This is a genomic window from Actinoplanes regularis (genome assembly GCF_900188005.1).
GTDB classification, from domain to species: domain Bacteria; phylum Actinomycetota; class Actinomycetes; order Mycobacteriales; family Micromonosporaceae; genus Actinoplanes; species Actinoplanes regularis.
In genome coordinates, this window is the sequence record NZ_FZNR01000005.1 from 504359 (window position 1) to 526402 (window position 22044).

Below are 22044 nucleotides of genomic sequence, written 5' to 3' on the forward strand. Positions count from 1 at the left end.
CGAAGCGCCTCATCATCGCGCGGCCAGGGCCATGCCGAGAAGGTAGCCGAGGGCCGCCCCGATCAGGCCGGCGCAGCCGGCGACGAGCAGGATGTCGCGAAGGATCGTTCCACGGCGCCGGGCCAGCCGGGTGAGCAGCAGATCGGCGAGGACATAGCGCGGCGCGAGCAGAGTGCGGCTGTTCAACGGGACTCCAAGGATGTGAGGTAGGCGAGCCAGCCACCGTGGCCGGTGATGTCGGGAGCGTCCTGGGTGGCGACAGGTTCGCAGAGGAAGCCGGTGACGGACGTCCCGTCAGCGAGTCGCACCTTTCCCAGGAGCATGGGCTCGGGAAGGCCGGCCAGGAACGGGCCCAGCGCGGCCGACGGCAACTCCCAGACCTCGCCTTCGATGCTCGCACCGTCGGTTGCGGCCCGGACCAGGCCCGGCTTCGGTGGCTGGGTCGGCAGGGCGTACAGGCGGTACTCCGGTGTGGTGCGGACCCGCCCGGCGAATCGGCCGCCGACCGCGGTGAGCTGGTGGTTGAGCGGCTGGCCGGTCAGGTGCGCGCCGAGGACGAACAACCGGAGCCCGCGTACGGCCGGGTCCGGCGCGCGGGCTCCGGTCAGCAGCGCGGCCACGTCGGTGGCGACCGCGTCGGCGAAGCCGCGGGTGATCACCTGAACCCCGAAAGGCCCGGTGCTGGTCTCGCCGGCGGGGACGGCGACGGCGGCGAGGCCGAAGAGGTTGCAGAAGTTCGTGTACGTGCCGACGCGTGAGTTGACACCCACGGGATCCGCCGCGACCTCCGCGATCGTGGGGTGGATCGGGGCGGTGGGCAGCAGCAGCGCGTCCGCGTCCCCCCACTCCCGCATCGCCTCGGCACGCAACTGCCCCAGGCGCTCGGTGTCCGCGAGCAGAACATGCGCGGGCACGTCCCGGGCCGCACGGATGATGGCCCCGACCGTCGGGTCGACGCCTTCCGGATGCGCGTCGACGAACGCGCCGACGGCCGCATATCGCTCGGCGACGAAGCCGCCGTTGTACAGCAGCTTCGCGGCGTCGAGGAACGGCGCGAGCCGGATCGGCCGCAGTACCGCACCGGCGGTCTCCAGCGTCTTGGCCGCACGCTCGAAGGCGCCGAGCCACTCCTCGGACATGCCGCGGAGTTCGTCGCGTTCCGGCACCGCGACCACGGGCTGTGGGGGCGCCGCCAGGGGCGCGTCCACCGGCCACCCCGGGTCGCTCATGATCGTGATCGCCTGTTGGGCCGCGCCGAGGTCGCGGGCGAAGACGGTGACGCAGTCGAGGCTGCGGCAGGCCGGCACGACGCCGTCGACGGGGACGAGTCCGCGGGTCGGTTTGATCCCGACGATGCCCTGGAAGGCGGCCGGCACCCGGCCGGATCCGGCCGTGTCGGTGCCGAGGGCCAGGTCGGCGATGCCCAGCGCCACCACCACGGCCGAGCCCGAGCTGGATCCGCCGGAGACCCGCTGCGGGTCGCGGGTGTCCCGTACCGCGCCGTACGGGCTGCGTGTTCCCACCAGTCCGGTGGCGAACTGGTCCAGGTTGGTCTTGCCGAGCAGGAGCGCGCCGGCGTCGACGAGCCGTTGGACGGCCGGGGCGCTGCGGGCCGGCAGGTAGGCGTACTCCGGACACCCCGCCGTGGTCGGAAGCCCAGCGGCGTCGATGTTGTCCTTGACCGCCAGCAACGATCCGGCCAGGGGCAGGGTCTCACCCGCCGCCAGCCGGGTTTCGAGGACCGCGGCCTCGGCCAGCACCTCCTGCTCCTCGCGCAGCGTGATCCACGCTTCGGGGCGCTCCCCGCGGGCGATCCGGGCGTACGCTGCGCGGACGCGTTCCTGAGGGGTCATGCTGTCGCCCTTCCGGCGAGTACGAGCAACGGGCTTCCGGGCGCGACCTGGCTTCCGGGAGTGACGAGGATGTCGGCAACCTCGCCGTCGCGGGGTGCGGTGATCACGGTCTCCAGCTTCATGGCCTCCAGCGCGAGCAGCGGATCCCCGGCGGAGACCCGATCGCCGGGGCGCACGTCGACGCGCCACACGCTGGACACGAACGGTGCCTCGACCAGCGTGCCTCCTTCGGGCACTGTCACCTCGCCGGTGACCGGCGGTGCCTCGGGCTCGGGCCGCGGGTCGAACTCGCCGGCCGCCGCCCACGCCGCGCGTTCCTGTCCGAAGGCAGCCGACTGGCGCCGGCGGAAGTCCGCGATGGAGGCGTCGTTGGCGGCGAGGAAGTCCTCGTGGTCGGCGAGCCGGAAGGTGCCGTCCTCGATCCGCACCCGGTGCCGTCCCGCGGCGACGTCGGCGCGCAGGTCGAGCAGTTCCTCGGCACCGACCGGGTACCAGGAGATCCGGTCGAAGTGGCGCAGCAGCCACGGCGAGCCGGGTTCGAAGCCGCCGGCCTGCCGCCAGCGCGACCACACCTGCACGGTGCGGCCGACGAACTGGTATCCGCCCGGTCCCTCCATGCCGTAGACGCACAGGTAGGCGCCGCCGATGCCGACCGCGTTCTCGGGTGTCCAGGTGCGGGCCGGGTTGTACTTCGTCGTGACCAGCCGGTGCCGTGGATCCAGCGGGGTCGCGACCGGCGCGCCGAGGTAGACGTCGCCCAGGCCGAGGACGAGGTAGCTGGCGTCGTAGACGGTCCGGTGAACGTCGTCGGTGCTGTCCAGGCCGTTGACCCGGCGGATGAACTCGATGTTCCACGGGCACCAGGGCGCGTCGTCGCGGACACCCGCCATGTAGCGGGCGATCGCCTCCCGGGTCGCGGGGTCGTCCCAGGACAGTGGCAGGTGCACCACCCGGCTCGGCACCTCGAGGTCCCGGGTGGCAGGCAATTCGTCCTCGGCCTCGCGGACCAGGTCCAGCAGCCGGCGAACCGGCAACCGGTCCGGGTCGACGTGGATCTGCAACGACCGGATGCCCGGGGTCAGGTCGACGACGCCGGACAGTCCTTCGGCACGAAGCCGGTCCATCAGGGCGTGCGCGCGCATCCGCAGGCCGAGATCCAGGGTCATCGGGCCGTACTCGACGAGCAGGTTGTCGTCGCCGCTGCGGCGGTAGGTCACGGCCGGCGCGCCGCCGGTGGGCTCGCGGCGGGCGAGGACGCCGTCGTCGCCCGTGATCAACGGCTTCACCGGGGCCAGCGGCCGGCCGCGCAGGACGACGGCGGTGTCGTCGGAGACGGGTACGAACCGCACCGTGTCGCCGGGGCTGAGCTGCCCGAGCTTCCAGCGTTCCGCGGTGACGACGGTGGCCGGGCAGACGAAACCGCCGAGACTGGGTCCGTCGGGCCCGAGCAGGATGGGCACGTCCCCGGTGAAGTCGACGGCGCCGACCGAGTACGGGGTGTCATGGATGTTCGACGGATGCAGGCCGGCCTCACCACCGTCGGTACGCGCCCAGCGGGGTTTCGGGCCGACCAGGCGCACGCCGGTGCGGGCGGAGTTGAAGTGCACCTGCCATTGCGCGGCGTAGAACGCGTCGAGGTCCTCGCGCAGGAAGAACTCCGGGGCCGCGTGCGGTCCCTCGGTGACGGCGATCCGCCAGTCCCGCCGGATGGCCGGACGCTCGTCGCGGGCCACCGGGCCGGCGACGGCTCCGGTGGGCGTGCCGTGGCGCAGGACGTCGCCCACGCGTAACGTACGCCCGCCGTGGCCGCCGAACTGGCCGAGCGTGAAGGTGGCCGCACTGCCCAGGTAGCGCGGCACGTCGAATCCGCCGGCCACCAGGATGTAGACGCGCAGCCCGCCGTCGGTCGCCTTGCCCACGTCCAGCACACCACCGGCCGGGACCTCGACCGGCTCCCAGCCCGGGACGCGGACGCCGTCGACGGTGATCGGCGCGGCCGCACCGGTGACGCAGACGGTGGCCGCCGCGGTGAAACGCAGGGCGGGGCCGTCGACGGTGCATTCCAGGCCGGGGGCGCCCTCCGGATTGCCGAGGGCGCGGTTGCCGAGCCGGAACGACAGATCGTCCATCGGTCCGGACGGTGGGACGCCGACCTCCCACAGGCCGGTACGGCCCGGCCAGTCCTGCACCGTCGTCAGGGTGCCGGGCCGTTCGACGACTATGCGCGGCTCGTCGTCGTACACGCCGGCGAGGGTCGCGGTGGAGTGCCGGGCGGCCAGGACGGTGGGGTCGGCGGCCGCGGCGCGCAGCAGACCGAGGTTGGTCTCGATGCCGTCGACCCGGGTGGCGGCCAGCGCGTCGCGGAGTTTCGCGTACGCCTCGTCGCGTGTCGCGCCGGTGACGATGACCTTGGCGAGCATCGGGTCGTAGGAGGTGGTCACCTCGGTGCCGGACTCGATCCAGCCGTCGACGCGGACACCCTCCGGAAGTTCGACGTGGGTGACCAGCCCGGCGCTGGGCCGGTGGCCCTGGGTGGGGTCCTCGGCGTAGACGCGGGCCTCGATCGCCACGCCGGTCGCCCGAGGCGGTGTCAGCGGAACCTCGTCGCCCTGGGCGAGGCGCAGCATCCACTCGACCAGGTCGACGCCGAAGGTCTCCTCGGTGACCGGGTGCTCCACCTGAAGGCGGGCGTTGACCTCCAGGAACGAAGCCTGTTCACGCCCGGCGTCGTAGACGAACTCGACGGTGCCCGCCGAGCGGTAGTCCACCGACGCGCACAGCGCCGCGGCCGAGGCGTGCAACCGGTCGCGGACCACATCGGGCAGGCCGGGCGCGGGTGCTTCCTCGATCACCTTCTGGTTGCGGCGCTGCAGGCTGCAGTCGCGGTCGCCGAGCACCGCCACCCGGCCCCGGCCGTCGCCGAAGACCTGCACCTCGACGTGGCGGGCCTGTTGCACGAACCGTTCCAGGAAGACACCGCCGCTGCCGAAGCTCGCGACGGCCATGCGTTCGACCCGGTCGTACGCCGCGGTCAGCTCCTGTGGAGTGTGGCAGGCCTGCATGCCGATGCCGCCACCCCCACCGGTGGCCTTGACCATGACGGGGTAGCCGATGCGCTCGGCGGCGGCCAGCGCTTCGTCGAGCCCGGAGAGCAGACCGGTGCCCTCGATCATCGGCACTCCCGCAGCACGGGCCAGGTCCCGGGCGGTGTGCTTGGCGCCGAAAGCGGTCAGCTGAGCCGGGGTGGGGCCGACGAAGGCGAGACCCGCCCGCTCGACGGCGGTGGCGAAGCCGGCGTCCTCGGAGAGGAAGCCGTAGCCCGGGTGTACCGCGCCGGCACCGGTCGACAGCGCCGCGTCGAGAACCCGCTCGACGTGCAGGTAGCTGTCGCGGGCGGGGGCCGGGCCGAGGCGTACTGCCAGGTCGGCCATCCGGACGTGTGGGGCCGCCCGGTCGGGGTCGGAGAAGACGGCGACGGTCTTGAGGCCCATCCGCGCGGCGGTGCGGATGATCCGGCAGGCGATCTCGCCGCGGTTGGCGACGAGCAGGGTGTCGAACATGGGGGCGCGTCCTAACCGGTCAGGGGGCGGTGACGACCATGCGCACCGGCGTCGGGTCGAAGCCGTTGCACGGGTTGTTGATCTGCGGGCAGTTCGACACCAGGACCAGAACGTCCATCTCGGCGCGGAGTGCGACGCGCAGGCCCGGTGCGGAGATGCCGTCGACGATGCCGAGGCTGCCGTCCGGGTCGACGGGCACGTTCATGTACCAGTTGATGTTGCTGACCAGATCGCGCTTACCGAGCCCCCAGCGGGCCCCTTCGATCAGGAAGTTCTCGACACAGGCGTGCTGGTGCTTGGTGTGATGGCCGTACCGCAGGGTGTTCGACTCCCGGCTGCACGCACCGCCGACGGTGTCGTGCCGGCCCACCTCGTCGGCCACCACCGTCATCAGCGGCCGCCCCTCCGACGAGCGCAGCACACTGCCGGTGGTGAGAAAGACGCCGCCCTGCGCCGCGAGGGTGTCCGGCGCCGAGTACCGCTCGGCGGTGTCCTGCGCGTTGTAGATCAGGCAGTCGACGGCCTGGTTGCCGTGCAGGTCGACGATGGTCAGCACCTGCCCGCGGCGCACGATCGCCGACCAGGGCGCGCGCGCCGGGACGGTCTCGTCGAGGATGACGGTGCCCGGAACCAGTGCGGGCGATTCGGTGGTGGTGGCGCTCACGAGATCCCCCGGGCGGTGAGGTAGTCGGCGGTGTTGAGGAAGGCGCGCTCGCCCTCCGGGGTGCGGGACCAGAGCCGGTCGGTGGGCGCGGTGGGCGCTCCGTTCCAGGCCCGGATCTCGACGGGCGAGCAGGTGTACGCGTCGCGCGGGTCGAGCGGGTGCGCGGTGTTGACCAGCAGCACCGTGAGCGCCATCTCGGCACGTAGTTCGACGCTTGCCCCGGGGCCGGCCGAGCCGAGCCAGGTGAACATGCCGTCGTCGCCGACCCGCACCCCTTGGAAGAAGGAGATGCTCGGGGGCAGGTCACGGCGGGTGAGGCCGTGCTTGGCGGCGGCGAGGGTGAACAGTTCCCGGCCGGCGGGCGACGGGCCGTGCGGGGTGCCGTCGCCGTACCTCTCGGTGTTGCGCGTCAGGGTGGAGACGCCGCAGAAGGTGTCCGAGCGGTTCCGTTCCCCGGTGGTCACCGAGGCCAGCACTCGCCCCTGGTCGGAGAGGAGCAGGTGCCCTTCGCCGACGTACGCCTGCCACAGCACCTTGACGGTGTCGGCGACGTTGAGCCGTTCCCACGGCTCGTCGGCGTTGAACAGCAGCACCGAGACGCAGGCGTCGCCGTGCGGGTCGGTCAGCCGCAGTGTCGTCCCGCGGGCCAGCCGCCGGCTCGTGCGGCCGCCGCCGGGGATCGTCTCGGCCCAGGTGAGTCCTTCGCCGGCGGCGGAGGCCGGAACGATCGGCATGCAGTCGACGACGGTCCCGCCCTGTGCGCGAGCGTGTTCGCGGGCTCCTGCGGTGGTAGCGGTGCTCACGCGGTTTCTCCTTCGGCGCCGGCGGGAACGACGGTCGTCAGTGGCCGCCACGAGTGCGGGGACCGGGTGCGGTAGCGCAGGTAGGCGAGGCCGCCTGCGAGCAGGGCGCCGCCGACGAACAGCAGCGAGAAGTAGTGCAGGTACCAGTGGCCGCCCGCGGGGTCGTAGACCTCCGGGCGGGGCCAGCCGAGGTTGAGGATCATGCCGATGCCGTAGAGCACCGCCAGGACGTTGACGACGATCCCGAACCGCCCGAGAGCGAACAGCCGGCCGCCCCGTTCGGTCCGGGCGATCCCCTCCTCGTGCGGCCAGCCTTTGCTCCGCCGGACCAGCAACGGGACGGTGACCAGGGCGTAGGCGATGTAGAGCATGACGATGCAGACGCTGGTGATGGCGGTGAACAGGGCGGCCTGGCCGATGTTGACCAGCAGCAGCCCGGCGGCGCCGGCTCCGACGACGATCGCGGGCAGTGCCGGGGTGCCGGTGCGCGGCGACACCTTGCGCAGTGCGGCGGAGAACGGCAGCACGCCGTCGCGGGCCATCGAGAAGACCATCCGGCTGCCGGCGGTCTGGATGGCGAGGGTGCAGACCGCGATCGCGATCGCCACGTCGATCAGCAGGATCTTGCCGCCGGTCTCGCCGAGGCGGCTGGTCAGCACGTACGGCAGGCCCTCTGTGGCGAGCCGGCCGTCGGTGAGGCTCGGCGCGGCCATCAGTGCGGCCAGCAACATCAGCCCGCCACCGATGCCGGACGCGGCGAGCGCACGCAGGATCGTGCGGGGCGCGATGTGGCGCGGGTCCCGGGTCTCCTCGCTGAGTTCGCCGGCGCTGTCGAAGCCGACCACCACGTATGCCGCCATCAGCGCGGAGACCAGGAACGGGCCGACGTATCCGAGCCCGGAGCCGGTGCCGCCGGTGTCGAAGACGACGCCGGGGCCTCGCTCGGTGTTGAACAGCAGCAGCACGACGACCGCGAGCACGCCGATGATCTCGAGGGTCACCCCGGTGCTGTTGACGATCGCCATGAGCCGTACGCCGATGACGTTCACCACGGTGGTCACGGCGATCAGGATCGAGCCGAGGATGACGGCGTTGGTGGCGCCGCTGCTGGAGGTCAGCGCCGGGTCGTCGCCGACGAGCTGAAACCCGGACCAGATCGACGGGAGCACCACCTGCAGGGCGATCGCGGCGGCCGCGACGGTGGCGATCTGGGCGATGATCATGACCCAGCCCGCGAACCAGCCGACCGTGGCGTTGGACAGTCGCCGCGACCACTGGTAGATGCAGCCCGACAGCGGGTAGCGGGCGGCCAGTTCGGCGAAGTTCAGCGCCACCATGAACTGGCCGGCGAAGACCAGCGGCCAGGTCCAGAAGAAGGCGGGGCCGCCGAACGAGAAGCCGAAGGCGAACAGCTGGAAGACCGTGGTGAGGATCGATACGAACGAGAATCCCGCGGCGAACGACGCGTAGCTGCCGATGCCGCGGCGCAGCTCCGGCTCGTACCCGAACCCGCGCAGGTCCGTGGCATCGGTGGACGGGTCTACCGCACCGCCCGGAGGCGGTGCCGACAGTGCGGGAGTAGTGGACATGACCGCCTCCTCGGGCAGGCGGCAGCGGGGCGCTGGCCGCCCGCCACCGGAATACCTGTCAGTTGACAGGTTGCGGTAGCGGGTATCGACGATGGTTTCTGTGCCGTAAACCTTGGGTTGCCGGATGTGTCGCTGGCGTTACAGCCCCGGCCGGGCGGTTGTGACATGGCCGCGTGCGACGATGCAGTCGTGAGCTCCCCGCCATCGACCCCGACCGCCGGCCGGCCCCGCTCGGGCACGCGGCGACTCCCGGCCGCCACCGCCCGCGAGGAGATCCTGGACGCGGCCGCCGAACTCTTCGCCCAGCGTGGCTACACGGCCACCTCTACGCGGCTGATCGCCGAAGCCGTCGGCATCCGTCAGGCTTCGCTCTATTACCACTTCGCCAACAAGGAGCAGATCCTCGCCGAACTGCTCGAGGCCACCGTCCGGCCCTCGCTCGCCTACGCCGGCGAACTCTCCAGGAAGGATCTGACCGCTGCGGTCGCCCTGCGCGAACTGGTCAAGTACGACGTCGGCGTCCTTCTCGGCGCCCGCTGGAACATCGGCGTCCTCTATGCCCTGCCCGAGATCGCCACCGAGCCGTTCACCCACTTCCGCCGTGAACGCGAGCGTCTGCGCCTCGCCTACCGACGGCTGGCGGCCGCTGCCGCTTCCGACCGCATCGGTGACCCCGATGTCGCCGGTGACCTGGTCTTCGGCCTGGTGGAAAGCGTCATCGGCATGCGTCGCGATCTACCCGTCCTGTCCTCGGCGGAACAGTTGCAGCGTACGGTCGCGGCCGCGGCCCTTCGCCTGCTCGGCGCGGACGACGACCGGTCCGACGATCCCGCATAGCTCATCGGGTGCACAGCCTCCGTGGCCACGCGCCGGGATCGATCCTCATCAGGCGAGCTTGCTGATCACCTCGTCGGCGAAGCGGCGGATGCCGTCGCGTTTGGCGGTCAGGTCGCCGTCGAAACCGGTGCCGTAGAAGCGCCAGGGCACCACGATCGCGTCGGTCACGCCGGCCTCGGCCTGCTGACGGAAGCCGTCCAGGCCGAAGCGGTCGATGCACACCGCCTGGATCTCGAAGGGCTGGCCGGCGCGACCGTACTCGGCGCGCAGGCGGGCCAGGCGGTCGATCACCGCGCGCAGGTCGTCGAAGCGCATCATCGCCGAGGACCAGCCGTCGCCGACCCGGGCGGCGCGGCGCAGCGCCACGCCGGTGTGGCCGCCGACGTAGATCGGGACCGGCTCGGTCGGGGCGGGGCTCATCTGCAGGCGGCCGAACTCGAAGTGCTTGCCGTGGTACTCGACCATGCCGCCGCCGAGGATCAGCTTCAGCACCTCGATCGCCTCGTCGCCGCGGGCGCCCCGGTCCTCGAACGGGGCGCCGCACCACCGCGACTCCTCCGGGGACCAGCCGAGCCCGACGCCGAGGCCGAAGCGGTTGCCGGTCAGGTGGGCCACCGAGCCGACCTGGCGGGCCAGCAGCACCGGGTTGCGCGGGCCGAGCTTGAGCACCTGGGTGTAGAACCGGATGCGGCTGGTGGCGGCGCCGAGCGCGGCGGCCGTCACCAGCGGGTCCGACCAGGGTGTCTCGGCCGTCCAGAAGCGGCTCCCGTCCGGGGTGTACGGGTACTTCGCGCTGACCTCTTCGGAGTAGAAGAGCGAGTCGGGCAGCGCGATGGACGCGAAACCGCACTCCTCGGCGGTCCGCGCCAGGTCGATGAGTTGGTCGAGAGGGCTGAGCGCGATGCCGAGGCTGAACTTCATCCTAGAACTGTAACGTGTTCTAGTTACGACCGGAAGGTGTCGGCCAGCGCCAGCAGCTGCCCGGTGGCGCCACCCAGCAGGAACTCGTGGTGTTTCGCCGCCAGGAAGTAGCGGTGCAGCGGGTAATCGATGTCCAGGCCCACGCCGCCGTGCACGTGGACGGCGGCGTGCAGCACGCGGTGGCCGGCCTCGGCCGCCCAGAACCCGGCCGTGGCGACCTCGGGCGCCCCCGGTGACCAGGCCGCCTGCCAGAGGGCCAGGCGCAAAGCCTCGACGTCGATGTAGGCGTCGGCGAGCCGCTGCGAGACGGCCTGGAACGAGCCGATCGGGCGGCCGAACTGGATCCGCGACCGGGCGTATCCGGCGGTCATCTCCAGGGCGCGCTCGACCACGCCGAGCTGGGCCGCGCAGGCGCCGACCGTGGCGTGCGCGGCGAGCCAGGCGGCGGCACCGGCCAGCCGCGGAGTCTCGGCGCCCGCGAAGTGGACCAGGCCGGCTCCGGGGCCGCCGTCGACCCGTTGTGGCCGCACGGTGACGGCGGGGTCGTCGGTGCGGACCAGGAGCACGTCCGACCCGTCGGGGACCAGGACGAGAGCGGCCTGATCGGCGGCGGGTACCGGGGCGCCGGGAGTCGGCGCGGCGGTCAGCACCAGCCTGCCCTGTCCGGCCGGGGCGGCCCACGAGGCGACCTGGTCGTCGGTGCCGAACCGGGCGAGGGTCGCCGCGGCGGCGACGATCGAGGGCAGGTACGGCACGGTGGCGGCGGCCCGGCCCAGCTCGACGAGGATCGCGCACTGCTCGATGAGCCCGTACCCTTCGCCGCCGGCCCGCTTCGGCAGCGCGGCGGCCAGCACCCCGGCTTCGGCGAGGGCCGGCCACAAGGGGCGGCCGGAGGCGGCCAGCTCGCGGGTGAGCGCGGCCAGCTCGCGAGCCTCGTCGCTGAGCGTGAAGTCCATCAGGCCCTCCTAGCGCTTGATCGGCAGGCCGAGGGCGCCGGCCGCGATGATGTCGCGCTGCACCTCGTTGGTGCCGCCGCCGAAGGTGAGGATCAGCGAGGCGCGGTGCATCCGCTCGATCCGGCCGTGCAGCAGGGCGCCGGGCGAGCCCGCGCGCACCGTGGCGGCCGGGCCGAGCACCTCCATCAGCAGCCGGTACGCCTCCACGGCGAGTTCGGTGCCGTAGACCTTGCCGGCCGAGGCGCGCACCGCCGCGGGTGGCCCGTCCCCGCCGGCGGCCACCCGCCAGTTCAGCAGTTTGAGGACCTCGGTCTTCGCGTGCACCCGGGCCAGGTGCAGCCGCACCCACTCCCGCTCGATGGCCCCGGTCTCCACGGCCCACGCGGTGACCTCGTCGAGCGCGCGGCGCAGCGGGGCGGCCGAGGTGAGCGCGACCCGTTCGTGGTTGAGCTGATCGGTGATCAGCCGCCAGCCCTCGTTCTCGGTGCCGACCAGCGCCGAGGCCGGCACCCGGACATCGGAGTAGTAGGTGGCGCTGGTGGTCGGGCCGGCGACGGTACGCACCGGCGTCCAGGAGAAGCCGGGCGCGTCGGTCGGCACGACCAGGATGGACAGGCCCTTGTGCCGGGGTGCCTCCGGATCGGTGCGGCAGGCCAGCCAGACGTAGTCCGCGTACCGGATCAGGCTGGTCCACATCTTCTGACCGTTGATCACGTAGTCGCCACCGTCACGGACCGCGCGGGTGCGCAGCGCCGCGAGGTCGGTGCCGGCCTCGGGCTCCGAATAGCCGATCGAGAAGTGTGCCTCGCCGGCCGCGATCCGTGGCAGCAGCTCGGCGCGCTGCTGGGCGGAGCCGTGCCGGGCGATGGTCGGCCCGACCGTGTAGATGGTCAGGAACGGGACCGGCACGCCGGCCATGGCCGCCTCGTCGGCGAAGATGAGCTGGTCCAGGCGGGAGCGCCCGCCGCCGCCGTGCTCGACCGGCCAGCCCAGCGCCAGCCAGCCGTCGCGGCCCAGCCGGCGGACCACCGCCCGGTAGGCGTCGCCGTCGCCGTACTCACCCTCGTCGTCGGTGAGCGCCGCGCGCAGCTCCGGCGTCATCAGCCCGGCGAAGTACTCCCGTAGCTCCTGGCGGAGCTTCTCCTGCTCCGGTGTGTATCCCACGTGCATTGCGCCCGCCCGATGCCATGGATTAGAACAAGTTCTAGTAGAGTCCATCCGGCGGAGAGGCGTCAACTGTGGAATCGGCCTACTTGGCGGCGGCGGTCCGGACACCTGTCGGCAGACGCGGCGGCCGTCTGTCCGGAGTGCACCCGGCCGACCTGGCCGGGCACACCATCGCGGAGCTGCTCGACCGCGCCGGCGTCGACCCGGCCGAGATCGACGACGTGGTGCTGGGTTGCGTCGACACCCTCGGACCGCAGTCCGGCGACATCGCGCGGACCAGCTGGCTCGCGGCCGGTCTGCCCGAACACGTCCCCGGGGTGACCGTCGACCGGCAGTGCGGTTCGGGCCAGCAGGCCGTGCACTTCGCGGCACAGGCGGTCCTGAGCGGCACGGCCGGCCTCGTCGTGGCCGGCGGGGTGCAGAGCATGAGCCAGGTGCCGATCGGCAGCGCGATGGCGCCCGACGGGCCCTACCGGGGATCCCGCGGCTGGGCGGCCCGCTACGGCGACCGGGAGGTCGACCAGTTCCGCAGCGCCGACGAGATCGCCGCCAAGTGGGCCCTGACCCGCGCCGAGCTGGAGGAGTGGGCCCTGACCAGCCACCGGCGGGCGATCCGGGCCATCGACGAGAACCGGTTCGCGGCGGAGATCGTGCCGGTCGCCGGATGCGACACCGACGAGGGCCCGCGCCGGGACACGACCGCCACGCGGATGGCCGGGCTGGCGCCGCTGCGAACCGGCGGCGTCACCACGGCCGCGACCTCCAGCCAGCTCGCCGACGGTGCCGCGGCGCTGCTCGTCGCGTCCGGCCGGGCCCTGCGGGAGCACGGCCTGCGGCCCCGGGCCGCCATCCGGCACCTGTCCGCTCGTGGCGGTGACCCGGTGCTCATGCTCACCGCGCCGATCGAGGCGACCGCGTACGCGCTCGCCCGGGCCGGACTGCGGGCCGCCGACATCGACCGCTTCGAGGTCAACGAGGCGTTCGCCAGCGTGGTGCTGGCCTGGCTGCGCGAGACCGGCGCCGACCCGGCCAGGGTCAATGTGAACGGTGGCGCGATCGCGCTGGGCCACCCGCTCGGCGCCACCGGCGCCCGCCTGCTGACCGGCCTGCTGCACGAACTGGAGCGCTGCGGCGGCCGCTACGGCCTGCTCACCATGTGCGAGGGCGGCGGCCAGGCCAACGTCACCATCATCGAACGCCTTTAGCTCGCGAGCCGATGTGAGAGGCCGTTCTCACATCCCGCTATGCATGATTCGTGATCGAAGAGGAGAAGACGGCCGACCCGAGAGGGAAGCTGCTCGAATCCTCCTGATCGACGAGCTGCGTCACCAGCGAGTGACCATCCAGAACGGAATCCCGGCGGCCGATGAGCCGGACCGGCCTGCCGCAACTCGGCCGGCGCCGGATGCGGATTCGCCGCTCACCCGTCGTCGAACAGCCCTCTCCTCGCAGCGGGCAAAAATCGACCACCATCTTTCTTCTGCGCGACACCCGCTACGTCGCCGGCGGAACGTGCCTGCTCCGCCGCCCTGAGGTGTGCTCGAGATCGCCCGATGGAATTAAGGATGGAAGCGCCCGCGGCAGTGAGTTATGTCCCTCCGAAATGGTCTTAACCTTTGATTCTTAATCATCGATTAGTGTCACTGCGTCCCGCACTGAGCGTGCGGAAGCGACCACAGGGAGAGAAGTCTTGATGGTTCATGAGACGCGTGATGGCGTCGGCCAGCGTTTGGTCCGCGCCATCGTCGTCGGTGTCGCGGCGATCTTCGCGGCGACCGCACTGATCGGTTCGCCGGCGCAGGCAGCCCTGTCCCCGGCGTGGTCCGGATGGTCGCAGGTGCCCGGCGGCGGTGCGACACCGGACTCGCCCGCCACCGCGACCTACCACGACATCCAGTACGTGTTCGTCCGCGGCACCGACAACCGGATCTACGCGCAGACCCACAACGGTGTGCAGTACTCCGGCTGGCGCGAGGTGCCCGGCACCGGCCTGACCCCGTCCGCTCCCGCGGCCGCGGTGTACCGGGACAAGCTGTACGTGTTCGTCCGGGGCACCAACGACCGGATCTACAGCAACACCCTCACCGGCACGACCTGGGGTAACCAGTGGACCGAGGTGCCCGGCACCGGCCTGACCCCGTCCGCTCCCGCGGCCGCGGTGTACCGGGACAAGCTGCAGGTGCTCGTCCGGGGCACCGACGACCGGATCTACAGCAACGCCCTGACCAACACGGCGTGGGGCAGCCAGTGGACCCAGGTTCCCGGCACCGGCATCACGCCCAGCGGGCCCACGCTCGCCGTGTACCAGGACAAGCTGTACGCGCTGGTCCGCGGCACCGACAACGGGATCTACAGCAACACGCTGACCAACGCGACCTGGGGCAACCAGTGGACCGTGGTCCCGGGCACCGGCCTGACCCCGTCCGCGCCGAGTCTCGTCGCGTACCGCGGTGACCTGCACGCCTTCGTCCGGGGCACGGACGATCGGATCTACCTCAACACCCTGACGAACACGACCTGGGGCAACCAGTGGACGGAGGTGCCCGGCGGCGGCGCTACCCCGTCGGCTCCCGGCGCCGGCGTGTACCAGGGTGTGCTGCACCTGTTCGTCCGGGGCACGGACAACGCCATCTGGCTCAACCGGGTCGGCCCTCCGCTGCCCTGACGCCCGGCCGGCGCCTCGGATCCGCCAAGCGCGCGGTCGGAGGATTCGAGGCGTCGCGTGGGAATGTCACGGCACTTGGCTCGAGCCTGGGCACGGGGCCCCATCGGTCGTACCTGGGAATGGATTTTGAATTTGTTTTTAAAGATCCGATCAGGTACGTACGTAGTTCTCGCTGAGTGCGGTTTGCAGGCCCTGGTGAACGGCGTTGAGCAGTTCGGCCGCGGTGAAGGGCTTCTGGACCAGCGGAATGTCCGAGTCGATCATGTCCTGGGCGGCGAGCAGGCCGTCGCTGTAGCCGGACATGAACACGACCGGTAGCCGCGGGTGCTGCTGATGCAGCCGGCGAATCAGCTCCGGGCCGGACATCTCCGGCATGATCACGTCACTGATCACGATGTCGACGGGGTGCTCCTGGAGCACCTCGAGCGCGAACGGGCCGTTGTCGGCCGCGACCACGTGGTAGCCGTGGCGCTCGAGGATGCGTACGACCAGGTCGCGTACGGCGGGTTCGTCCTCGACGACGAGGGCCCGCTCGCCTCGCGCGGGCCGCGGCAACCCCGCCCTGGGTTCGGCCACCGCGGTGGCCGACTGCTCGCTGAGCGGCAGGTACACCCGCATGGTGGTGCCGATCCCGAGCTCTGAATAGATGCTGATGGCTCCGCCGGCGCGGCTGACGATGCCGTAGACCGTGGCGAGCCCCAGCCCGACGCCCTTGTCCTTGGGTTTGGTGGTGAAGAACGGCTCGAACGCGTGCGTGATGACCTCGCTGCTCATGCCGGTGCCGGTATCGCTGACCAGCAGGCGGGCGTAATTGCCGGCCGGCAGCGACGGCTGCAGGCCGCTCTCGTCGCCGTCGAGTTGGACCCGGTTGGCCTCGATGACCAGGGTGCCGCCGTCGGGCATGGCGTCCCGCGCGTTGAGTACGAGGTTGAGCAGGACCTGCTCGATCTGGCCACCGTCCGCGCTGATGTTGAGGTGTTGTGCCGGATTCTTGGTGATCAGTTTGATCTGCTCACCGAGGGTCTTCGTGAGCAGGTCGCCGGTGGACTTGATGATCGACGGCAGGCTGACCTCTTCGGTGTGGTTCGGTTCCCGCCGGGCGAAGACCAGGAGTTGGCGGACCAGGGCCTGGGCCCGTTCGGCCGCGCCGCGGATGCGCGCCAGATCGGCCTGGGCGCCCTTGTTGTCAGGGAGTTCCTCGGCGACGAAGTCCGTGTAGTTGAGGATCACCGCGAGCAGGTTGTTGAAGTCGTGGGCCACGCCGCCGGCGAGTTGCCCCAGGCATTCCAGGCGTTCGTTGAGCGTCGTACGCTGCTGGATCTGCTGTGCGAGCGCCTCGGCTCGCTTGCGGTCGGTAATGTTGCGGCCGATCGCCGCGGCCGCGATCACGTTCCCCTGGTGATCGCGAATCGGCGAGAAGTTGACCGACACGTCCAGGATCGTGCCGTCCTTCGTGACGCGTTTCGCCTCGAAGTGGTCGATGTGCTCGCCGCGGGAGACCCTTTCCATCAGGTGAGGCAGGTCGGTCGCCTCGGCCGTGGGCATGATCAGGGAGATGGGCCGGCCGATCATCTCGTCGCGGCGGTAGCCGTACATGCGTTCCGCGCCCGCGTACCACGCGAGGGTCGTCCCATCCAGATCCTGGATGACGACCGAGTCGTCGGAGGACTCGGCGACCGCCGCGAGCCTGAGGTCGCCCGCCTCGAGCAGTTGCCGGGTCCGGCGGTGGATGGTGGCGGCGATGGCGCTCAGCGCCGTCACCACGCTGATCATGCAGACGTAGAACAGTTGCTCCCGGCTGCCCCAGATCCCGTCTCTCCAGGCCATCACCATGGCCAGCAACAGGGTGTACGTGCCCACGGCCAGGACAGCGCCGGTGCTGCGCGAGAACGCGGCCAGGATCGGTCCTATCGTCAGCGCCGCGATCAGCAGCAACGGCGCCGGAGTCACCAGATCCAACAAGGTGATCATCGTGACCACCATTACCGCCATGCCCACCAGCCATGGCAGTACCAACCGCTGCACTTTCCTGGTCGCCCACTGCATGAGCACACCCCCGGTTCAGCGCGTTTCCGCTGCTTGAAAGCGTAGGCGGTGACGGGAGCAGCCCTCGCGAATCGGCCACATGATCTAGAGCCCGGCCGCCTTGCGGCGCCGTATCAGGGCTATGTCGAGAACGGCCGCCCTGCTAGAGTCCCGCGCCGACGAGATCAACTTTCCAGCCCTCCGGCTGCGTTCCCCTCGAGGCGCTCATGAGCATCGCAATCCCCTCCGGCCTGGTCCATAACGGTGCCGGCATTCCTGACCTCTGCTCGCGGCACGGCGAGTCCGCCTCGGTGCGCAAGCCGGTCAAGTTCTGGTCCAAGCCTCCGGCGTGGTCGTACCTTCTGATCGTCTTCGGCGCCCTGCCCTTTCTGATCGTGACCCTGATTCTCCGCAAGGAGGTTCAGGCGCAAGCCTGGCCGTTCTGCCCGCAGTGCGTGAAACTGCGTAAGAACCGGCTGATCATCGGTATCTCCCTGATGGCTCTCCTGCCGCTCAGTTTCGTGCTGGCGGGCGTGGCCGGGGACGCAGGCCCGGTCCTGGTCATGCTGGCGTTCTTCCTCGCCATTGCCGGCCTGCTCGTGGTGACCCGCGGCATCTACCGCATCCTGCCGTGGGGCTTCGCGTCGAGGGACGGCTCCACGGTCGATTTCCCGAAGGCCCACCCCAACTTCGTCGCCGCCGCTCAGGCCGCCCACGCGCAGGCCATGCAGCAGTACGCCGCGTGGCACGCGAGCCAGCAGGCCGCGTACGCCCAGCAGCAGGCCGCATACCAGCCGCCGCAGTTCTGAATCCAGCCCTAGCGAACGGCCGCGAGGGCGGTCAGCCGGGCGTCGGCCTCGGTCATGATGCGGTCGATCAGCTCGGCGCAGGACGGCAGGTCGTCGATCAGGCCGGCGACCTGACCGGCCGACATGACACCGGCCGACGGGCGGCCGTCGACCATCGACGCGTGCAGCATCGCCGGGGTGTTGGCGGCCATCAGGGTCTGCGCCCAGGACAGGTCCCGGCCGTGCCGGGTGGCGCGGCCGGCCCGCAGCAGGGCCGGCCAGGACAATCCGGACGCACGGCGGAACGCTGCGGCGTTGCGCAGCGCGCGGGTCAGCGCCGTGACGCGGCCGGCGCGCTCCAGCGAGTCGACGAACGGGGTCCGCAGGACCCGGTGCGGCACCCCGTCGACCCGGGTGGTGACCACGGTGCCGGTCACGTCGGCGGCCAGGTACCGGCGCTTCACGTCGAGGGCAACGGGACTGTCCGAGGTGAGCAGGAAACGGGTGCCCATGGCGATGCCGGACGCGCCGTAGGCCAGCGCCGCGACCAGGCCCCGGCCGTCGAAGAAGCCGCCGGCCGCCACCACCGGGATGCCGACCGCGTCGACCACCTGCGGCAACAGCAGCGTCGTCGGGACCGGGCCGGTGTGGCCGCCGCCCTCGCCGCCCTGCACCAGGACGGCGTCGACGCCCCAGTCGGCGACCTTCTCGGCATGCCGGCGGGCGCCGACCGACGGCATGGTCAGCACACCGCCGTCCGCGCAGCGGCGGATCAGGTCCCGGCTCGGGGCGAGGGCGAACGAGGCGAGACGGACCTTCTCCCGTACCAGCAGATCGATTCTCTCCTCGGCGTCCGGCGCGTCGGTGCGGACGTTGACCCCGAAGGGCGCGTCGGTGCGGGCGCGGATCTTCCGCAGGGTGAGCCGCAGCTGATCCAGCGGCATCGTCGCGGAGGCGACGATGCCGAAGCCACCGGCCGCCGAGGTGGCCGCCACCAGGCCCGCACCCGCCACGTAGCCCATGCCGGTCTGCACGATCGGATGCCGGCAGCCGAGCAGCTCGGTGAGCCGGGTCCTCACCGGATCTCCCTCTCCCGCAGGCCGTCCGGGTCGAGCCGCTCCCGGAGAAGCGCGAGCTCGTCGCCGGTGGGCCGCCGGGAGACCGGCACCTCGGCGGGCACGACGAGAGGGAAGCCGGTGGCGGCCCGCACGTCGGCGACCGACACCCCGGGATGCACCGAGCGCAGCCGCATCGACCGGTCCGGGGTGGCGAAGTCGAGCACGGCCAGGTTCGTCACCACCACCCGGATCTCGACGGCGCCGCGGTCGTGGCCGACCCCGGACACCATGTCGACCCGCTCGACGAAGACCCGCGGTTCGTGCCGGGGCACCCAGTAGCTGGTGGTGTGGTTGACCGTGTTGCCCGGCGCACCACGCACGCCGAGCAGCTGCCGGGCCGGCCGCCGCCAGCCGCCGACGCAGGAGATGTTCTGGTTGCCGAAGCGGTCGAGCTGGCTGGCGCCCATCATCACGTGCCGGGTGCCGGCCGCGACCACCCCGAAGACCGCGCGGTAGGGCAGCCAGCCCTCCGGCTCGTCGTCGTATGTCAGCGTGGCCTCGCCGTCGGTGAGCAGCAGCGCGGGAGCGAAGGTGAGCTGGGCGAGCCGAGCGCCGAGCCGGGGGATCAGCCCCGTGGGGGAGGCCAGCACCGCACCGTCGCCGCGCCAGGCGTCGGCGCACGCCACCACACAGACGTCGGCCCGGCTCATCGCGCGGCCACCGCCTTCTGGTAGTGCTCCTCGTCGCCGTCCAGATAGGTGGCCCGGAACGTCTCCCAGTCGGTGGTCGCGTACTCCCGCTGGAACGACTCGTCGCGGTCGTAGTCGGGGACGCAGCTGGTGAAGTGTGCCCCGTGCGGCGTCTCGATCACGCCGTCGACCATCATCCGGTTGAGCAGCAGGCCCTGCGGTGGTCCGCTGTCGATCAGCTCCGCGGTGCTGACCAGTCGCTCGCAGGAGACGAAACGGCGGCGGGCGGCCAGGCAGAACAGGTCGTCGAAGTAGGGATCCGGGCCCAGATACCGCGCGTTGCCGCGCCGGTCGGCGCGATTGAGGTGGACCAGCGCGGCGTCCAGGGTCACGGCCGGCATCGCGACGAGATCACTGCGATCCGCGTACGGCGATCTGACGGTTCGGAGTTCGGGATTGACGTTCAGGACGTCGGAGCCGAGCCCGGCCCGGATCGGCAGGAAGGGCAGCCGGTTGGCGGCCGCGAGCAGGCCCCAGTAGAGCATCCCCTCGTCGTACTCGGTCAGCTCGATCGTGCCGCGCTCGCGGGCCCGCCGGAAGTGCGGCTCGAGCGGGATGCTGTCGAGCGACACGAAACCGGTGACCACCCGCCGCGCGCAGCCGGCCGCGACCAGCAGGCCCACGTCCGGTCCGCCGTAGGAGACCACCGTCAGGTCGCGCAGCCCGGCCCGGCAGATCGCCCGGACCAGCGCCATCGGCTTGCGGCGCGACCCCCAGCCACCGATGCCGATCGTCATCCCGTCCCTGAGTTCGGCGACCATGTCGTCGACGGACATGACTGAACTTTTTTCGGCGTGGCGAGGGCGGCTGGGCCCGGCGCCGGTCGTCGCCGCCGGAACCGCAGGCCCGCTGCCAGGTTGAAAATGGTTCACAGTCATCGGCCCTCCACGAACTTCTGCCGGGCGCGGTCGCCCGCGCCGTTGAGGTTGAGCTCGAAGGTGAAGCCCTGCTCGAACCGGTACGACCGCTTCACGTCGACCGGGTCGATGCCGTTGAGCGCCTCCTTGGCCCGGCGGATCACCACCGGGTCCTTGGCCGCGATCGAGTCGGCCACCGCCCACGCCGCGGCCGGCAGGTCGGCGGCGGGCACCACCTCGTGAACGGTGCCGAAGCGGTGCAGGTCGGCGGCGGTGACCGGGCGGCAGGTGTAGACCATCGCCCGCATCAGCTGCGGCGGCACCAGCCGGGCCAGGTGGGTGGCGGCTCCGAGCGCGCCCCGGTCGACCTCGGGCAGGCCGAAGGTGGCGTCGTCGGCGGCCACGATCAGGTCGGCGTTGCCGGCCAGGCCGATGCCGCCGCCGAGGCAGAAGCCCTGCACGGCGGCGATCACCGGGACCGGGCAGTCGTAGACGGCCGCGAACGCGGCGGCGCAGCCCCGGTTCGCGGCGAGCAGCACGTCGTGGCCGGCGGAGCGCTGCATCTCCTTGATGTCGACCCCGGCGCAGAAGCCGCGGCCCCGCGCCGACAGCACCACCACCCGGGTCGCCGGATTCGCACCGGCCGCGGTGACCAGGTCGGCGATGGACTGCCAGCCGGCCGCCGGAACCGCGTTGACCGGCGGGAAGTCGATCACCACCTCGGCGACGGCGCCGGGTTCCAGGTGTACGCCCATGCGGCGAGTCTAACCAAGCGCTTGCTTGGTGAGCTAGCATCGCGCCATGGACTTCACCGGCCGTTGCGTGGTCGTCACCGGCGGCACGCGGGGGATCGGTGCCGCGATCGCGTCGGCCTTTCTCGCGGCCGGGGCGAAGGTGCTGGTCTGCGGCCGAGGCTCCTATGCCGGGCCGGCCGACTTCGTCCGCGCCGACGTCCGTGATCCTGAGCAGGCCGCCGCGCTGGTGGCCGCCGCGCGGGAGCGACTCGGCCGCCTCGACGTGCTGGTGAACAACGCGGGCGGTGCGCCCGCCGTCCCCGCCGCGACCGCGTCGCCCCGGCTGCACGCGAAGATCATCGAGCTCAACCTGATCGCCCCGCTGCACGTCTCGCAGGCGGCCCACGCGGTCATGCGGGAGCAGCCCGATGGGGGCGTCATCCTCATGGTGGGCAGCGTCAGCGGCACCCGCCCGTCGCCCGGCGGTGCCGCCTACGGTGCGGCCAAGGCCGGCCTGCATCACCTCGCGACGAGCCTGGCCGCCGAGTGGGCGCCGGCGGTGCGGGTCAACAGCGTCGTCCCCGGCCCCGTCGCCGGCTTTCTCGACGCCGAGGCGGTGGCGCGCACTGTCCCCATGGGACGGCCGGCGACGCCGGAGGAGGTTGCCGGCGTCTGCCTGCTGCTGGCCTCGCCGCTGGCCTCCTACGTGACCGGCGCCGCGGTGGCGGTGCACGGCGGCGGCGAGTGGCCGGGGTATCTGGCGGACCTGCGCGATGCGGCGTACCGTGCGCAGAAATAGAACCTGTTTCAAAAAAGAG

19 protein-coding genes are annotated in these 22044 nt (G+C 71.7%); 5 read left to right on the forward strand and 14 right to left on the reverse strand.

All coding sequences use genetic code 11. The features are described from left to right. Window positions 1-12: 12 nt before the first annotated feature. From CHC09_RS46335 to CHC09_RS17455, 6 genes are read right to left on the reverse strand one after another with little or no spacing between them, the layout of a single operon-like run. Window positions 13-186: a hypothetical protein gene (locus CHC09_RS46335; RefSeq protein WP_179277153.1), complete on the reverse strand. Its 174-nt coding sequence runs from the start codon at window positions 184-186 to the stop codon at window positions 13-15. After that, entirely contained in the window at window positions 183-1853 is a 1671-nt protein-coding gene (atzF, locus tag CHC09_RS17435; RefSeq protein WP_089294131.1) for an allophanate hydrolase, read from the reverse strand. The genes CHC09_RS46335 and atzF overlap by 4 nt, the downstream gene beginning before the upstream one ends. Continuing rightward, the gene (uca, locus tag CHC09_RS17440) at window positions 1850-5413 is read right to left on the reverse strand and encodes an urea carboxylase (protein ID WP_089294132.1); all 3564 of its coding nucleotides are present in this window, start codon (window positions 5411-5413) and stop codon (window positions 1850-1852) included. Before uca ends, atzF begins: the two co-directional genes overlap by 4 nt. A gap of 19 nt (window positions 5414-5432) precedes the next feature. Further along, on the reverse strand, window positions 5433-6077 hold the full coding sequence (locus CHC09_RS17445) for an urea amidolyase associated protein UAAP2 (RefSeq protein WP_089294133.1): 645 nt from the start codon (window positions 6075-6077) through the stop codon (window positions 5433-5435). Continuing rightward, window positions 6074-6880 (reverse strand): urea amidolyase associated protein UAAP1, encoded by an 807-nt coding sequence (locus CHC09_RS17450; protein WP_089294134.1) that lies wholly within the window; start codon window positions 6878-6880, stop codon window positions 6074-6076. Before CHC09_RS17450 ends, CHC09_RS17445 begins: the two co-directional genes overlap by 4 nt. After that, the gene (locus CHC09_RS17455) at window positions 6877-8469 is read right to left on the reverse strand and encodes an amino acid permease (RefSeq protein ID WP_089294135.1); all 1593 of its coding nucleotides are present in this window, start codon (window positions 8467-8469) and stop codon (window positions 6877-6879) included. The genes CHC09_RS17450 and CHC09_RS17455 overlap by 4 nt, the downstream gene beginning before the upstream one ends. Before the next feature lie 189 nt (window positions 8470-8658). Here CHC09_RS17455 and CHC09_RS17460 point away from each other — a divergent pair, with 189 nt between their 5' ends. After that, window positions 8659-9306, forward strand: coding sequence for a TetR/AcrR family transcriptional regulator (locus CHC09_RS17460; RefSeq protein ID WP_203833100.1), 648 nt, complete (start codon window positions 8659-8661; stop codon window positions 9304-9306). A 48-nt stretch (window positions 9307-9354) separates the two neighbouring features. On the opposite strand, the gene CHC09_RS17465 is transcribed toward CHC09_RS17460, so the two are convergent. Genes CHC09_RS17465 through CHC09_RS17475 form a run of 3 tightly spaced genes read right to left on the reverse strand, consistent with a single transcriptional unit; the run spans window position 9355 to window position 12353 of the window. Then, window positions 9355-10227, reverse strand: a complete 873-nt coding sequence (locus tag CHC09_RS17465) for a TIGR03619 family F420-dependent LLM class oxidoreductase (protein WP_089294137.1) — start codon at window positions 10225-10227, stop codon at window positions 9355-9357. A gap of 23 nt (window positions 10228-10250) precedes the next feature. Beyond that, complete coding sequence (locus CHC09_RS17470) at window positions 10251-11183, reverse strand: acyl-CoA dehydrogenase family protein (RefSeq protein WP_089294138.1); 933 nt, start codon at window positions 11181-11183, stop codon at window positions 10251-10253. A 9-nt stretch (window positions 11184-11192) separates the two neighbouring features. Continuing rightward, complete coding sequence (locus CHC09_RS17475) at window positions 11193-12353, reverse strand: acyl-CoA dehydrogenase family protein (protein WP_089294139.1); 1161 nt, start codon at window positions 12351-12353, stop codon at window positions 11193-11195. Window positions 12354-12421: 68 nt separating this feature from the next. On the opposite strand from CHC09_RS17475, the gene CHC09_RS17480 reads away from it, so the two are divergent. Both CHC09_RS17480 and CHC09_RS17485 read left to right on the forward strand, forming a co-directional pair. After that, a complete protein-coding gene (locus tag CHC09_RS17480; protein ID WP_089294140.1) occupies window positions 12422-13555 on the forward strand; it encodes an acetyl-CoA C-acetyltransferase in 1134 nt (377 codons plus the stop codon). Between the two features lie 488 nt (window positions 13556-14043). Further along, window positions 14044-15015, forward strand: coding sequence for a DUF8189 domain-containing protein (locus CHC09_RS17485; RefSeq protein ID WP_143232393.1), 972 nt, complete (start codon window positions 14044-14046; stop codon window positions 15013-15015). Between the two features lie 150 nt (window positions 15016-15165). On the opposite strand, the gene CHC09_RS17490 is transcribed toward CHC09_RS17485, so the two are convergent. Next, window positions 15166-16986, reverse strand: coding sequence for a response regulator (locus CHC09_RS17490; protein WP_179277154.1), 1821 nt, complete (start codon window positions 16984-16986; stop codon window positions 15166-15168). A gap of 281 nt (window positions 16987-17267) precedes the next feature. Between CHC09_RS17490 and CHC09_RS17495 the strand changes: the two genes are divergently transcribed. After that, window positions 17268-17849 carry a hypothetical protein gene (locus tag CHC09_RS17495; protein ID WP_089294143.1) on the forward strand — a complete coding sequence of 194 codons (582 nt, stop codon included), beginning with the start codon at window positions 17268-17270 and terminating at the stop codon, window positions 17847-17849. Between the two features lie 8 nt (window positions 17850-17857). Here the strand turns inward: CHC09_RS17495 and CHC09_RS17500 are convergent, their stop codons facing one another. The 4 genes from CHC09_RS17500 to CHC09_RS17515 all read right to left on the reverse strand — a co-directional run bounded on the left by CHC09_RS17500 (window position 17858) and on the right by CHC09_RS17515 (window position 21247). Further along, on the reverse strand, window positions 17858-18907 hold the full coding sequence (locus CHC09_RS17500; protein WP_089294144.1) for an NAD(P)H-dependent flavin oxidoreductase: 1050 nt from the start codon (window positions 18905-18907) through the stop codon (window positions 17858-17860). Next, the gene (locus CHC09_RS17505; RefSeq protein ID WP_089294145.1) at window positions 18904-19596 is read right to left on the reverse strand and encodes a CoA-transferase subunit beta; all 693 of its coding nucleotides are present in this window, start codon (window positions 19594-19596) and stop codon (window positions 18904-18906) included. The genes CHC09_RS17500 and CHC09_RS17505 overlap by 4 nt, the downstream gene beginning before the upstream one ends. Beyond that, window positions 19593-20411, reverse strand: coding sequence for a CoA transferase subunit A (locus CHC09_RS17510; protein ID WP_089294146.1), 819 nt, complete (start codon window positions 20409-20411; stop codon window positions 19593-19595). Before CHC09_RS17510 ends, CHC09_RS17505 begins: the two co-directional genes overlap by 4 nt. A gap of 98 nt (window positions 20412-20509) precedes the next feature. After that, window positions 20510-21247 (reverse strand): enoyl-CoA hydratase family protein, encoded by a 738-nt coding sequence (locus tag CHC09_RS17515; RefSeq protein ID WP_089294147.1) that lies wholly within the window; start codon window positions 21245-21247, stop codon window positions 20510-20512. 46 nt (window positions 21248-21293) lie between these two features. Here CHC09_RS17515 and CHC09_RS17520 point away from each other — a divergent pair, with 46 nt between their 5' ends. Continuing rightward, the gene (locus tag CHC09_RS17520) at window positions 21294-22025 is read left to right on the forward strand and encodes an SDR family oxidoreductase (protein WP_089294148.1); all 732 of its coding nucleotides are present in this window, start codon (window positions 21294-21296) and stop codon (window positions 22023-22025) included. Window positions 22026-22044: the final 19 nt, after the last annotated feature.